Origin of the sequence: Salipiger sp. PrR002 (assembly GCF_010500775.1) — a bacterium.
Classification (GTDB): domain Bacteria; phylum Pseudomonadota; class Alphaproteobacteria; order Rhodobacterales; family Rhodobacteraceae; genus Salipiger.
This window is the reverse complement of sequence record NZ_JAAGOU010000001.1, coordinates 234,735-248,277: the sequence shown is the minus strand read 5'-3', so window position 1 is coordinate 248,277 and position 13,543 is coordinate 234,735. Positions and strand designations below refer to the sequence as shown.

The window sequence follows — 13,543 nt, the reverse complement described above, 5'->3', positions numbered from 1 at the left end:
CGCGAATTGCGAAGATAGGAGCGACCATGCGCAGGAAACTTGCCGCCGGAAACTGGAAGATGAACGGGCTGGCCGCCGCCCTCGAGCAGATCGTGGCGATGGCCCCCGCCGCCAGTGGCGACACCGAGGTGCTGATCTGCCCGCCCGCCACGCTGCTGGCGCAGGCCGCTGCGCTGAAGGGCGACATCGCGATCGGCGGGCAGGATTGCCACGCCAGCGAGTCGGGCGCCCATACCGGCGACATCTCCGCCCCGATGCTGAAGGATGCGGGCGCGAGCTATGTGATCCTCGGCCACTCCGAGCGCCGCACCGACCACGACGAACGTGACGACGAGATCCGCGCCAAGACCCGCGCCGCATGGGACGCCGGGCTGACCGCCGTGGTCTGCGTCGGCGAGAGCCTCGCCGAGCGCGAGGCGGCGAACACGCTCGACATCATCGGCGGGCAGCTGGCGGGCTCGATCCCCGACGGCGCCACCGGCCACAACCTCGTGGTCGCCTATGAGCCGATCTGGGCGATTGGCACCGGCAAAGTCCCGACCACCGATCAGATCGGCGAGGTGCATGATTTCATGCGCGCGCGCCTGGAAAAGCGCTTCGGCGAAGGCGTGGGCCGCTCGGTCCGCCTGCTCTACGGCGGTTCGGTGAAGCCCGGCAATGCCGCCGAGATCTTCGCCGTGTCCAATGTCGACGGCGCGCTGGTCGGCGGCGCCAGCCTCAAGGCGGATGATTTCGTGCCGATCATCGAGGCGCTTGGCGCCAGCTGAACCGGCGCAACAGTGCGTATTTGAAAAGAGAAGAAGCAGGGGGTGGCGCACCGTCCCCTGCTTCTTCTCTTTGATAAATACGCCCGCCGGAGGCGGTCCTGCCCTAAACGCAAACGCGGCGCCCCAGATGAGGGCGCCGCGCTTTCGTTTGTCGCTGAGCCGCAGGCGGATCAGTTGGTGATGATCTCGGGGCCCATGAAGGTCGTGGGCAGCCAAGTGGACAGCCACGGGATGTAGGTCACCATGATCAGGAAGACAAAGAGCACCGCGAGGAAGGGCAGCGCCGCCTTCACCACCCGCATCATCGGCATGCCCGCAACGCCCGAGGTGACGAAGAGGTTGAGGCCGACCGGCGGGGTGATCATGCCGATCTCCATGTTGACCACCATGATGATGCCGAGGTGGATCGGATCGATACCGAGTTCGATGGCGATCGGGAAGACCAGCGGCGCGACGATCACCAGCAGGCCCGAGGGCTCCATGAACTGGCCGCCGATCAGCAGGATCACGTTGACGATCACCAGGAAGATCACCGGCCCGAAGCCCGCGTCGAGCATCGCCGCGGCGATCTGCTGCGGGATTTGCTCGTCGGTCAGCACGTGCTTGAGGATCAGCGCGTTGGCGATGATGAACATCAGCGTGATCGTCAGCTTGCCCGCCTCGAAGAGCGTGTCGCGGGTGTCGCGGTGGAAGAAGACGGTGACCAGCGCGATCGGCTTCTTGATCAGCGGCAGGTTCGGCGCCCCGTCCTTGCCCGCCAGCGGCCCCATGTCACGATAGACGAAGTTGGCGATGAAGAAGGCGTAGACGGCGGCCACGGCTGCGGCCTCGGTCGGGGTGAAGATACCGCCGTAGATGCCGCCGAGGATGATGACGATGAGGAAGAGACCCCATGCCGCCTCGCGGCCCGAGCGGATCGCCTCACCCCAGCCCATCCATTCGCCCTTCGGCAGGCCGCGGATGCGGGCGATGGCGTAGATGGTGATCATCAGCATGGTGCCCGCCAGAAGGCCCGGGATCACACCGGCAAGGAACATCCGCCCCACCGACACATCCGTGGCCGAGGCATAGACCACCATCACGATCGACGGCGGGATAAGGATGCCAAGGGTGCCCGCGTTGGCGATGACACCCGCCGCGAAATCCTTGGTGTAGCCCACCTGCCGCATGCCGGCGATGACGATCGAGCCGATGGCCACCACGGTCGCGGGCGACGAGCCCGAGAGCGCCGCGAAGAGCATACAGGCGAAGACGCCCGCAATGGCGAGGCCGCCGTGGAAATGGCCGACCAGCGAGATCGAGAAGCGGATGATCCGCCGCGCCACGCCGCCCGTCGACATGAACGACGAGGCGAGGATGAAGAAGGGAATGGCCAGCAGCGTATAGTGCCCGGCCATGGCCTGGAACATCGACTGCGCCACAGAGGCCAGCGAGGTGTCCGACAGCGCCAGCAGGAAGATGATCGACGACAGGCCCAGCGACACCGCGATGGGCAGGCCGATCAGCATCAGTCCGATGATGCAGATGAAAAGGAGAAATACTTCCATCGGACTCAGTCCTCGCGGTTCATATGGGCAACGTCATCGATGGCGTCTTCGGCCTCGTGACTGACGATCAGGCTGTCCTGCTTTCCGGTCCAGATACGGACCCCGGCCTGGACGAAGCGGAAGAGCAGCAGCGCCATGCCGAAGGGCAGCATGAAATAGGGGATGAAGCGGGGCAGCTTTTCGTAGTGCTCGCCCTCATTGATCATCGGCTCGATGAAGCGCAGCCACTCGGGCATCGGGATGTCGACCACCTCGTACCACGAGCGGTAGGAGGTGCGTTTCATCTCTTCAAAGCCGGTGGGGAACCAGCGCCCGGTGGTCTGCGGCAGGTTGGCGAAATTGGCCCAATAGTCCCACGCGCCCTTGAACAGCAGGAAGGCGTAGAAGATGCAGAGCAACGCGGCGATGATCGCGAAAGTGCGGCGCAGCGGCGTGGGCAGCAGGCTGGTGACCGCATCGACGCCGAGATGCGCGGTGACCTTCACCGCGTAGCTCACGCCGAAGAGCACCAGCCAGGCAAACAGGAAGGTGACCGCTTCGAGGCCCCAGATCAGGCCGGTGTTGAACCCGTAGCGCAGGACCACGTTGATGAAGGTGATGATGGTCATCAGCCCGAGGATCAGCGCAATCGCCGATTCCTCCAGCTCGTTGACGAAGCGGCCGAGTGGCGAGCCGCCGTGGGTGATGTTGGACATCCTGTCCCCCGCTATGCCGGATGGGTTGCCCCAAGATGAAGGTTCGGGTGTGAAAAGGCCCGGCCCCGCGCTGCGCAGGACCGGGCCGAACGCAACGGCGCCAGATCAGAACTGCGCGTTGAACTCCTGCGCGGCGTCGATGTTTTCCTGGCCGACGTCATCGGTGAACTGGTCCCAGACGGGCTTCATCACGTCGAGCCATGCGGCGCGCTCTTCGGGGCTCAGCTCGCGGATCTCGCCGCCCGCATCCAGCACCGCCTGACGGTTGTCGGCGTCCACTTCGGCGATGGCCGCGTTACGCTCGGCGGTCACCTCGTCGAGGATGGTGCCCATCTGCTCGCGCACGTCCTCGGGCAGGCTGTCCCACCAGTCGGCGGAGGTCACGACCATATAGTCGAGCACGCCGTGGTTGGTTTCGGTGGTGCCGTCCTGCACTTCAAAGAACTTCTGGCCGTAGATGTTCGACCAGGTGTTTTCCTGACCGTCGACAACGCCGGTCTGCAGCGCGCCGTAAACCTCCGAGAAGGCCATCGGCTGCGGCGAGGCGTCGAGCGCGGCGAACTGCGCCTTCAGCACTTCCGACGGCTGCACGCGGAACTTCAGGCCCTTGGCATCAGCCGGCTCGATCAGCGGCTTGTTGGCCGAAAGCTGCTTCATGCCATTGTGCCAGAACCCGAGGCCCAGCAGGCCGCGGCGCACCATGACCTCTTTCATGTCCTGGCCGATTTCGCTGTTCTGGAACGCGTCCACGGCTTCCATGTTCTTGAACATGAACGGCAGGTCGAAAATGCGGAACACTTTGGTGAACTGTTCGAACTTCGACAGCGAGGGCGCGGCCATCTGAACGTCGCCGTTCAGCATCGCCTCGAGCACCTGATCGTCGTTGTAGAGCGTGGAGTTCGGGAAGACCTCGACACAGGCCTTGCCGTCCATCTCTTCGTTCACGCGGTCGGCGAAGAGCTGCGCCGCGATGCCCTTGGGGTGCTTGTCGGTGTTGGTCACATGGCTGAACTTGACCACGATCTCGCCGTCGTCACAGGCCGCCGTTGCAGCCTGCGTGCCGGACACGAGTGCGCTCACCGCCGCTGCGGTCATCAGAAACTTTTTCATGTTATCCTCCCGGATGGTCCGTTCCTGGCGCCCGCCTGCTCCTCAGCGCGGGCCCTCCGAAGACGAGAAGACAGCCCGGCAGAAATCCGCGCAAGAATTTGTGCAGAGCACGTCAAAAATTCTTCGTATTCATTAATTTTCAATGCATTAAGTGACATCACGCCGGGTTTCACAAGCATACACGGCTCTGCGATGTGTGAAATCCCACACGCTGAATTTTGCACCTGTGCGGAAATCCGCACAGTTTTCCAAGCGCTCATTATTGACGCAGTTTCGCGACTCGTCGCCAAAGTGCTCCGCAGTCAGCGAAACTCCTCGGCGCGGATGCCGTATTTGGCGAGCTTGTCGTAGAAGGTCTTGCGCGGCAGCTTCAGCGCCTGAGCCGCGGCGCTGGCCTGCCCGCCCGTGCGCTTGAGCGCCTCAATGAGCAGCGAGCGCTCGACCTGCGCCATGCGTTCGGCCAGCCCCAGCCCCTCGCCTTCATCGCCGCTTTCGGCCAGCCCCAAGGCAAAGCGCATCGCCGCCGACATCAGCGCGCGGGTGTTGCCCGGCCAGTCGCGGGCGATCAGCCCATTGGTGATCTCGTCGGTGATCTCGGGCGGTTGCAGCCCCGCCTGCTCGGCGGCCTGCGCGACATAGTGGCGGAACAGCACGGGGATATCATCGGGGCGCTCGGCCAGCGCCGGGATCTGGATCTGCATGACCTCAAGGCGGTAAAACAGTTCCGCCGAAAGCGCCCCCTCCGCGACTTTGGCCGCAAGATCATCCACCGAGCCCGCGATCAGCCGCGCGCCGCCTTCGTCGAGCCGGTCGATCAGCGCCAACTGGCTGTCCTTGGGAAGCTGGCCAATCTCATCGAGAAACAGGCTGCCGCCCGCGCAACTGGGCCAAAGCTCGTTCAGCGCGTCGCGGCTGAGCCCCGCCGCCGAGCGTTTCTCGAACGGCCCTTTGGCGCGGGGCGAGCAGAGATGCACCACCTCGGCCACCTTCGAGATGCCCGAGCCGGGCGCGCCGGTGACCAGCACGTCCGTCCCGGCACGCGCCGCCACTCGGCAGCGCGCCCGCAGCGCGTCGGCCTTGCGCGAGGTGCCAAAGAGCAGCCGCGCCGCAGCGTCGCCGGTCTCCAGCTCCGCCTTCAGACGGCGGTTCTCGAGCACCAGCGCGCGGGTGCGCAGCGCGCGTTCGACCACAGCCGTCAAATCGGCGGGCGCGCAGGGTTTCTCCAGAAAATCAAAGGCCCCCGCCGCCATCGCGCGCACCGCCATCGGGATGTCGCCCTCGCCGGTCAGCAGGATCACCGGCAGCTCGGGATCCTGCCGGTGGGCATAGTCGAGCAGGTGAAACCCGTCGCGCCCCGGCATGCGGATGTCCGAGACGATCACCCCTTCGAACCCCGGCTCGATCAGCTCCTTGCACTCGACAAAACTGCCCGCCGTCACCGCATCCAGATCGGCCAGCTCCAGCGTCTGGCCGAGCGCCTCGCGCACCGCCGCATCATCATCCACAAGCAATACGCGCCGTGTCATGCCAGTTCCTCTGCCTGTCTCAGATCGAGCGTGAATTCCGCCCCGCCGCCCGGCAGGTTGGTGCCGCGCAGTTTGCCGCCAAAGCCTTCGACGATCCCATAAGAGATCGAAAGCCCCAGCCCCATGCCCTCTTCGGGGCCGACCTCCTTGGTCGAATAGAAGGGATCGAAGATGCGGTCCGGCTCGGCAATTCCCGGCCCGCTGTCGCGCACCGTCAGCCGCACCAGACCCGCCGCATCGTCATGGCTGATCCGTAGGTGCAGCCTGCGGTCCGGCCCGCCTTGCATGGCGTCGAGCGCATTGGAGATGAGGTTCACCACCACTTGGCTCAGCCGTACCTCGCCGCCCATGACGATGGCCGGGCGCGCGGGGCGCTGCCAGTCCACTTTGGTGCCGGTGCTGTCGATGCGGCGCTGCATAAGCTCCAGCGCCTGCTCCACCACAGAGGCCAGCCCGACCCGATGCGCGGGCCCCGGCTCGGCCTTGGCGAAGGCGCGCAGGTTCTTGATGATCCGGCCCATGCGACCGGCCATGTCACTGATCCGCCCGAGGTTCTCGGCGGCGCGCTCGGGCTTGCCCCGGTCGAGGAAGGCCGCGCCGTTCTCGGCGAACGAGCGGATCGCCATCAGCGGCTGGTTGAGCTCATGGCTGATCCCCGCGCTCATCTTGCCAAGCGCCGAAAGCTTGGACGCCTGCACCAGTTCGGCCTGCGTACGCTTGAGCGCCGCCTCGGCCTCCTGCCGCTCGACCACCTCGCGGCGCAGCGCAAGGTTGGCCTCTTCGAGATCGCGCGTCCGTTCCGAAACACGCTGCTCGAGCGCAAGGTTGATCGCCGCCAGCGCCTGCCGCCGCTCCACCGCGAACCACAGCAGCGCAAGAAAGAACAGCGCCCCCGCCCCGACCGCCGCCGATTGCAGCAGCGCGTAGCGCCGCGCCGGGCGTACGTCGATCATCAGCACGCCGGTCATATTGATCACCGGCAGATCGGCGGTGCGGCGCAGGGCGCGGGCGGGAATATAGGACGACCAGTTCTGCGCCACGATCTCGTGGCTGCCGTGCTGGATCGTTTCGGTGACATAGTGACGCCCCGAGGGCGAGAGCATCCCGTCCCCTTCGCGCCGCCATCCCAAAAGCTCGGTGCGGTTGGTGACAAACACCGTGCCGCTTTCATCAAGGAAGAACACCGCCGGAAGCGAGCCGCGCCAATCGCGTTCGAGCACCGCCGCATCGACCACCACCACCAGCACGCCGCGCACCTCGCCTGCGGGCGCAAAGCTGGGCGCGGCGTAGTAGAACACCCGCTCCGCCTCGCCCGGGCCCTCGCCATGGGCGACGCCAAGCGCGCCGGTGAGCGCGCGGCGGAAATAGCTGCTGCGCGGCACATCACCCGGCAGCGGCCCGCCCGAAGAGGCCAGAAGCTCGCCCGAAGCATCCATGTAAAAGGCGCTGACCGCGCCGGTCCGGTCGGCGGCGCCGAGCAGCATCGCTTCGGCAGTGCCGCGCGAACCGCCTTCGTGCAGCGCCTCGAGCGCCGGGTGGCGCACGGTGAGCACGGCAAACTCGCGGAACCGCTGCAACTGGCTGACCAGACGGTCCGAGGCCAGTTCCAGATCGCTCTGCCCGCGCGCCGCCAGCGGCCCCAGCGCCTGCAGATAGCCATAATGCCAGACCGCGCCCGACAGCGCGGCCACGAAGGCGAGCGTCAGCACCAGCCATGCGGCGCGGCTCCGGGTCAGCAGGCTCCAGTTCATCGCTCCCTCATAGCAACAGCGCTCTTGCCAAGAAAGCGTGGCCATGGCCTAGGCTTGCGCCATGAGACGCTTTTCCCGATCCCCGACCGATCCCGCCTTCGTGCAGGACCCCTACCCGTTCTACGACGAGATGCGCGCCGCGGGTGATCTCGCCTATTGGGACGACTATGCAATGCCCTGCGCGGTGTCGCATCGCGCGGTCTCGGCGCTGTTGAAGGACCGCCGCTTTGGCCGCGAGGTGCCGCCCGAGATGGCGCGCGACATTCCCGCGCATCAGGCGCCCTTCTACGCGGTCGAGGCGCATTCCATGCTCGAGCTTGAGCCGCCGCGCCACACCCGCCTGCGCGGGCTGGTGCTGCGCGCTTTCACCTCGCGCCGGATCAAGGCGCTGGGGCCCGAGGTTGCCGAACTGGCGCACCGGCTGATCGACGAGATGCCCGAGGGTGAGGTCGACCTGCTGCCCGCCTTCTGCCAGCCGATCCCGGTGATCGTCATCGCGCGGCTGCTGGGCGTGCCCGAGGAAATGGCGCCGCAACTGCTGCGCTGGTCGGCGGATATGGTCGGCATGTATCAGGCCCGGCGCGACATGGCGATGGAGCTTGCCGCCGCCAGCGCCGCCACCGAGTTCTCGGACTTCCTGCGCGGCTATGTGGACGAGCGGCGCAAGGCACCGGGGGACGATCTGCTGTCGCATCTGATCGCCGCCGAGGAGGATGGCGAGAAGCTCTCGACCGACGAGCTGATCACCACCTGCATCCTGCTGCTCAACGCCGGGCATGAGGCGACGGTCCACACCATGGGCAACGGCATCAAGACGCTGCTCGAAGAGGGCGTGGCGATCACCGAAGAAAACGCCGCGCCGGTGGTCGAGGAGGTGCTGCGCTTCGACCCGCCGCTGCATATGTTCACCCGTTTCGCCTATGAAGAGGTCGAGGCCTATGGCCACAGCTTCCAGCGCGGCGATCAGGTGGCCTTGCTGCTGGGCGCGGCGAACCGCGATCCTGCGGTCTGGGCCGAGCCCGCGCGCTTCGATCCCTCGCGCGCGGTGGTGACGAGCACCAGCTTTGGCGGCGGGCTGCATTTCTGCGTCGGCGCGCCGCTCGCGCGGCTGGAACTGGTGACCGCTCTGCCGATCCTCTTTGACCGGCTTTCGGGAATCGAGCTGGCAGGACTGCCGAAATACGCCGACCTCTACCATTTCCACGGGCTCGAGACGCTGCGGGTCACGCGCTGACCCGCCCGGAATCAAGGCGAAGCCGCCGGGCGAGCGCCTGCCCGTCCCGGCGGGCTGGCGCCCACCCGAGGCTCGGGCGCGGCCCTTCGTCCCACAAACGAAAAGGCGCGCCGCTTTCGCGACGCGCCTTTTGTCCGTCCGGCGGAAAGCCTTACGACAGGCGGCTGATCACCACCGTCACCTCGGGCTTCTTGCCAATCTCATTGACCGCCGAGTTGCGCACGATGCGGCGCATGCCTTCCTCGAGCTTGTCGTCATCGGTCAGCGTCTTCTCTCCGGCGCGGCCAAGGAACTGCGCCAGATCCTCTTCGAGGATGTCCACCAGCGGCGCGTTCGAACGGCCGATCTCGGGCAGGCCCTTCAGCTCGCACCACGGCTCGCCCAGCGGCTCGTCTTCCTCGTCGAGGATCACCGTCACCACCACATGGCCATTGAGCGCCATGCGGATACGGTCGCGCACGATGCCGTCCATCGCGCCGATCTGCACCGAGCCGTCGAGATAGGTGCGGCCCGTCTCCACATAGCCCGCCACGGTGGGCTGATTGCCCGACAGATCCACCATCGTGCCGTTGATCGCCAGAACCCCGGCGCGGCCCAGCCCCTCGGCCAGCTTCATGTGCTCGCGCAGGTGGCGGTGCTCGCCGTGCATCGGCACGACGATCTGCGGGTTCACGATGTCCTGCATCCGCTCCAGATCGGGGCGGTTGGCGTGGCCCGAGACGTGATACTTGCCGCCGTTGTCATCGACGATGTCGACGCCCTTCTCGGACAGCGAGTTCATGATGTGGATCACGCCCTTCTCGTTGCCCGGAATGGTCTTCGACGAGAAGAGGAACAGATCGCCCTCTTTCAGCTCGATGCCATTGTATTTGCCGCGCGCCAGCTGCGCCGAGGCTGCCCGGCGCTCGCCCTGCGAGCCGGTGACGATCAGCATGACATTCTCACGCGGGATCTGCGTCGCGTCCTCGGGCGAGATCACTTTCGGGAAGGACGTCACCACGCCGGTCTCGATCGCCGCCTCGATCATCCGCCGCATGGCGCGGCCCAGCAGGCAAATCGAGCGCCCGGCCCGCTCACCGGCCTCGGCCAGCGTCTTCACCCGCGCCACGTTCGACGCGAAGGTGGTGGCCACAACCATCTGCGGCGCGCTGGAGATCAGCGTCTCGATCTCGGGGCCGACGGTGATCTCGCTGCGCCCGGGGTTGGGCGAGAAGACGTTGGTCGAGTCGCAAATCAGCGCCTTCACCCCTTTCGAGGCGACCTCGCCCCAGAGCGTCGGATCAAAGGCTTCGCCCACCACCGGATCGCTGTCGAGCTTGAAGTCGCCGGTGTGGATGAGCCGCCCGCCGGGGGTGTCGATCACCAGACCCGAGCTTTCGGGGATCGAATGCGAGATCGGCAGGAAGCCGACGGTGAAGGGCCCCGCCTTGGTGGTTTCGGGCCAGGGCGACACGGTGGTGACCGTCTCGGGCGAATGGCCGTATTCCGCCAGCTTGCCGCGGGCGATATTGGCGGTGAAGGCGCGGGCGTAGACCGGCACGCCGAGGTCTTCGAAACAGTGGCCGATGGCGCCCACGTGGTCCTCGTGGGCGTGGGTGATGAACACCGCTTCCAGCCGCTCGCGGTTCTCTTTCAGCCAGGTGATGTCGGCGAAGATGATGTCGACGCCGGGGGTCGTGTCCATGTCGGGAAAGGCGACGCCGATGTCGACGAGGATCAGCCGTTCCTCGCCCGGTTTGCCGTATCCGTAGACATAGGCGTTCATGCCGATCTCGCCGGCGCCCCCCAGAGGGAGGTAGATGATGCGTTCACTGCTCATGTGCTTTGGCTCCTGCCAAGATTGTACGTATGGATGACGGTGAGACCATGCATGGTCAAATCTTCCCGCCAGTCGTCGAAGAGGTCTTCAGCCTGCTGGAAAAGCGGCGCCAGCCCGCCGGTCGATATGACGCGCATCGGGCGGTCTCGTTCCGCCTTGATGCGCGCGCAGATTTCTCTCACGAGGCCCACATAGCCCCAGAACACGCCTGACTGCATGCAGGCGACGGTATTGGTTCCCACCACGCGCTGTGGCTTGGTGATGTCCACATGCGGCAGCGCGGCGGCGGCCTGATGCAGCGCCTCGAGGCTGAGGTTCACGCCGGGCGCAATCACCCCGCCCTCATAGGCCCCGTCCTGCGCCACCACGTCGAAGGTGGTTGCGGTGCCGAAGTCGACGACGATGAGATCGCCGCCGTAAAGGTCAAAGCCCGCCACGGTGTTCACCAGACGGTCGGGGCCCACATTGGTGCCCAGATCCACGCGCACCTCGACGGGCAACTCCACATCGGGCTTGCCCACCACCAGCGCGCGGGTGTTGAAATAACGATCCGCCAGAACCCGCAGGTTGAACACCACGCGGGGCACGGTAGAGGAGACGATCACATCGGTGATCTCGGCCTCGATCTTCTGAAACGCCATCAGCGTCGAGAGCCAGACGTAATATTGGTCGGCGGTGCGCTGGTGCTCGGTCGAGGTGCGCCAGGTCGCAAGGAAGCGCGCCCCGTCCCAGATCGAGAACACGGTGTTGGTATTGCCGCAATCGATGGCCAGAAGCATCCGCCGCTCCTTCAGAAAAACACGTCTGCCGCGGCAATCGCCTGCCGGCCGCTGGCTGTCCTTAGGACAAGATTGCCGGCATCGTCCACCGTTTCGAACGTGCCCACGAATTCGTGCCTGCCGGTGCGCGCGGTGATCACCGATCCCAGCCGCGCCGCCCGCTGCAGCCAGGCCTCGCGCAGCCCGGCGAACCCATAACCGCGGAACCGCGTTTCCTCGCGCGCATAGGCGGCGGCGAGCGCGGTCAGAAACTCCTCGGGCCCCACACGCGCGCCGGTTTCCGACAGCAGCGAGACCGGACGCAGCGCGCCGGGCTCGACCTCGCCCACATCCGGCGCGGCGGCGAGGTTGACGCCGATGCCGATCGCCAGCCAGTCGCAATTGCCGTGCCGCCCAAGGCTTTCCAGCAGGATGCCCGCCACTTTGCCGCCATTCATCAGCACGTCGTTGGGCCATTTCAGCGCCAGCCCGTCCGAACGCCCGGTCACCGCCACGAAGGCCTCATAGAGCGCCAGCGAAGCAACGAAACTGCGCAGGGCCACCACCTGCGGCGGCTCGGCCACGGGCAGCACCAGCGTCGCGGCGAAATTGCCCTCGGGCATCGACCACGCGCGGCCCCGGCGCCCGCGCCCGGCGCTCTGCCGCAGCCCGAGGATCCATTCGGGCGCTTCGAGCGCGGGCACGATCCGCACCGCCTCGGCATTGGTGCTGTCCACCTCGTCCAGCACGCGCCGCCCATAGCCTTCAGGCCACATGCCCTGCCCTTTCATCTTTCCGAAAATACTCCCGCCGGAGGCAACTCCGCCAAGGGCGGAAAAAAAGCGACGCGCCAGAGGCGCGTCACTCGAAGGCTCGTACCTGAGTTGGGGCTCAGTTGACAAGGGTGGCTGCCGCCGCGGCCGCAGGCCCCTCGATGCCGAAGAGGTTCACCACCCCGGCCACCATGATCACCGCCGAGACCATCAGGAAGCCCCAGAGGATCGGCGAGCCGCCGGTGTCCAGCGCATCCTCGCGGTCTTCACCAAAGTACATGTAGAAAACGATGCGCAGGTAGTAGAAGGCCCCGATGGCCGAGGCCACGGCGGAGGCGACCACCAGCCAGACCATGTCTTCGGCGATGGCGGCGCGCCAGACGCCCAGCTTGGCAAAGAAGCCCAGCAGCGGCGGCACACCGGCAAGGCTGAACAGCAGCACCAGCATGGCCAGCGCCTTGCCCGGCTCGCGCTTGGAGTACATCCCCAGCGTGGTGATATCGGCGACCGGCTGGCCGTCCTTGCTCATCGACATGATGAAGGCAAAGGTGCCGACGTTCATCGTCACATAGATCACCATGTAGATCAGCATCGCCTCGACACCCGCCTCGGTGCCCGCGGCGAGGCCGATCAGCGCATAGCCCATATGGGCGATCGAGGAATAGGCCATCAGGCGTTTGATGTTGGTCTGGCCGATGGCGGCGATGGAGCCGAGGAACATCGACAGCACGGCGATCAGCGCGACCACCTGGCTCCAGTCCGCCACGGCGCCGCCGAAGGCGTCATGCATGACGCGGGCGAAAAGCGCCATGGCCGCAACCTTCGGCGCGGTGGCGAAGAAGGCGGTGACCGGCGTCGGCGCGCCTTGATAGACGTCGGGGGTCCACATGTGGAAGGGCACCGCCGAGACCTTGAAGGCAAAGCCCGAGATCATCAGCACGAGGCCGATCAGCAGGCCGATCGACAGATGCCCCTCGGAGGCGGCGTTGATGATGCCCGAGTAAAGCGTGGTGCCAGCAAAGCCGTAGGTCAGCGAGGCACCGTAGAGCAGCATGCCCGACGACAGCGCGCCCAGCACGAAATACTTCAGGCCCGCCTCGGTGGACATCTCGCTGTCGCGGCGCAGCGAGGCAACCACGTAGAGCGAGAGCGACATCAGTTCGAGCCCCATGTAGAGCGTCATCAAATCGCCCGAGGAGACCATGACCATCATGCCCACGGTCGAGAGCGCCACCAGCACCGGGTATTCGAAGCGCAGCAGCTTCTGCTTTTGCATGAAGCCGAGGCCCATCACCAGCACGCAGGCCGCCGAGACGAGGATCACCACTTTGGCGAAGCGCGAGAAGGCGTCATCCACGAACATGCCGTGGAAGGCCGGGCGCGTGCCGCTCGCCGTGGAGCCGATCCACAGCGCGAGGAGCACCATCACCGCCGCGGTGGCCCAGACCAGCGCCGGGGCCAGCTTGTCCTTGCCGGTGTAGACCGCCCCGACCAGCGCCAGCATGGCGTAGACCGCCAGCAGGATCTCCGGAAGGATTGTGTTCAGATCAGCCGAGATCATGC

Annotated in this window: 11 protein-coding genes; 2 read left to right on the top strand and 9 right to left on the bottom strand. The window is 66.1% G+C overall.

Going from position 1 to position 13,543, the window contains the following annotated elements; all coding sequences use genetic code 11:
* Positions 1–26: 26 nt before the first annotated feature.
* Positions 27–767: a triose-phosphate isomerase gene (gene tpiA, locus G0A00_RS01215; RefSeq protein ID WP_164179074.1), complete on the top strand. Its 741-nt coding sequence runs from the start codon at positions 27–29 to the stop codon at positions 765–767.
* 170 nt (positions 768–937) lie between these two features.
* Here the strand turns inward: tpiA and G0A00_RS01210 are convergent, their stop codons facing one another.
* From G0A00_RS01210 to G0A00_RS01190, 5 genes are all read right to left on the bottom strand, one after another.
* Entirely contained in the window at positions 938–2,314 is a 1,377-nt protein-coding gene (locus G0A00_RS01210) for a TRAP transporter large permease (RefSeq protein WP_164179073.1), read from the bottom strand.
* Positions 2,315–2,319: 5 nt separating this feature from the next.
* Complete coding sequence (locus G0A00_RS01205; protein ID WP_164179072.1) at positions 2,320–3,009, bottom strand: TRAP transporter small permease; 690 nt, start codon at positions 3,007–3,009, stop codon at positions 2,320–2,322.
* A gap of 105 nt (positions 3,010–3,114) precedes the next feature.
* Positions 3,115–4,119: a TRAP transporter substrate-binding protein gene (locus G0A00_RS01200; RefSeq protein ID WP_203595224.1), complete on the bottom strand. Its 1,005-nt coding sequence runs from the start codon at positions 4,117–4,119 to the stop codon at positions 3,115–3,117.
* Between the two features lie 302 nt (positions 4,120–4,421).
* Positions 4,422–5,645 (bottom strand): sigma-54 dependent transcriptional regulator, encoded by a 1,224-nt coding sequence (locus tag G0A00_RS01195; protein WP_066100785.1) that lies wholly within the window; start codon positions 5,643–5,645, stop codon positions 4,422–4,424.
* Positions 5,642–7,441, bottom strand: coding sequence for a sensor histidine kinase (locus G0A00_RS01190; protein WP_235952893.1), 1,800 nt, complete (start codon positions 7,439–7,441; stop codon positions 5,642–5,644). Before G0A00_RS01190 ends, G0A00_RS01195 begins: the two co-directional genes overlap by 4 nt.
* A 16-nt stretch (positions 7,442–7,457) precedes the next feature.
* Between G0A00_RS01190 and G0A00_RS01185 the strand changes: the two genes are divergently transcribed.
* The gene (locus G0A00_RS01185) at positions 7,458–8,630 is read left to right on the top strand and encodes a cytochrome P450 (RefSeq protein ID WP_164179071.1); all 1,173 of its coding nucleotides are present in this window, start codon (positions 7,458–7,460) and stop codon (positions 8,628–8,630) included.
* A 151-nt stretch (positions 8,631–8,781) separates the two neighbouring features.
* Here G0A00_RS01185 and G0A00_RS01180 read toward each other — a convergent pair whose 3' ends face one another.
* The 4 genes from G0A00_RS01180 to nuoN form a co-directional block, all read right to left on the bottom strand.
* Complete coding sequence (locus G0A00_RS01180) at positions 8,782–10,449, bottom strand: ribonuclease J (protein ID WP_164179070.1); 1,668 nt, start codon at positions 10,447–10,449, stop codon at positions 8,782–8,784.
* Entirely contained in the window at positions 10,446–11,228 is a 783-nt protein-coding gene (locus G0A00_RS01175; protein WP_066100798.1) for a type III pantothenate kinase, read from the bottom strand. Before G0A00_RS01175 ends, G0A00_RS01180 begins: the two co-directional genes overlap by 4 nt.
* Positions 11,229–11,239: 11 nt before the next feature.
* Positions 11,240–11,983 (bottom strand): biotin--[acetyl-CoA-carboxylase] ligase, encoded by a 744-nt coding sequence (locus tag G0A00_RS01170; RefSeq protein WP_203595222.1) that lies wholly within the window; start codon positions 11,981–11,983, stop codon positions 11,240–11,242.
* Between the two features lie 115 nt (positions 11,984–12,098).
* Entirely contained in the window at positions 12,099–13,541 is a 1,443-nt protein-coding gene (nuoN, locus tag G0A00_RS01165) for an NADH-quinone oxidoreductase subunit NuoN (protein ID WP_164179068.1), read from the bottom strand.
* Between the last annotated feature and the right edge of the window lie 2 nt (positions 13,542–13,543).

Bases quoted from the DNA above. Each gene is read 5' to 3' on its own strand.
- tpiA (WP_164179074.1), top strand. From the start codon at position 27: ATGCGCAGGAAACTTGCCGCCGGAAACTGGAAGATGAACGGGCTGGCC.
- G0A00_RS01210 (WP_164179073.1), bottom strand. From the start codon at position 2,314: ATGGAAGTATTTCTCCTTTTCATCTGCATCATCGGACTGATGCTGATC.
- G0A00_RS01205 (WP_164179072.1), bottom strand. From the start codon at position 3,009: ATGTCCAACATCACCCACGGCGGCTCGCCACTCGGCCGCTTCGTCAAC.
- G0A00_RS01200 (WP_203595224.1), bottom strand. From the start codon at position 4,119: ATGAAAAAGTTTCTGATGACCGCAGCGGCGGTGAGCGCACTCGTGTCC.
- G0A00_RS01195 (WP_066100785.1), bottom strand. From the start codon at position 5,645: ATGACACGGCGCGTATTGCTTGTGGATGATGATGCGGCGGTGCGCGAG.
- G0A00_RS01190 (WP_235952893.1), bottom strand. From the start codon at position 7,441: ATGGCCACGCTTTCTTGGCAAGAGCGCTGTTGCTATGAGGGAGCGATG.
- G0A00_RS01185 (WP_164179071.1), top strand. From the start codon at position 7,458: ATGAGACGCTTTTCCCGATCCCCGACCGATCCCGCCTTCGTGCAGGAC.
- G0A00_RS01180 (WP_164179070.1), bottom strand. From the start codon at position 10,449: ATGAGCAGTGAACGCATCATCTACCTCCCTCTGGGGGGCGCCGGCGAG.
- G0A00_RS01175 (WP_066100798.1), bottom strand. From the start codon at position 11,228: ATGCTTCTGGCCATCGATTGCGGCAATACCAACACCGTGTTCTCGATC.
- G0A00_RS01170 (WP_203595222.1), bottom strand. From the start codon at position 11,983: ATGTGGCCTGAAGGCTATGGGCGGCGCGTGCTGGACGAGGTGGACAGC.
- nuoN (WP_164179068.1), bottom strand. From the start codon at position 13,541: ATGATCTCGGCTGATCTGAACACAATCCTTCCGGAGATCCTGCTGGCG.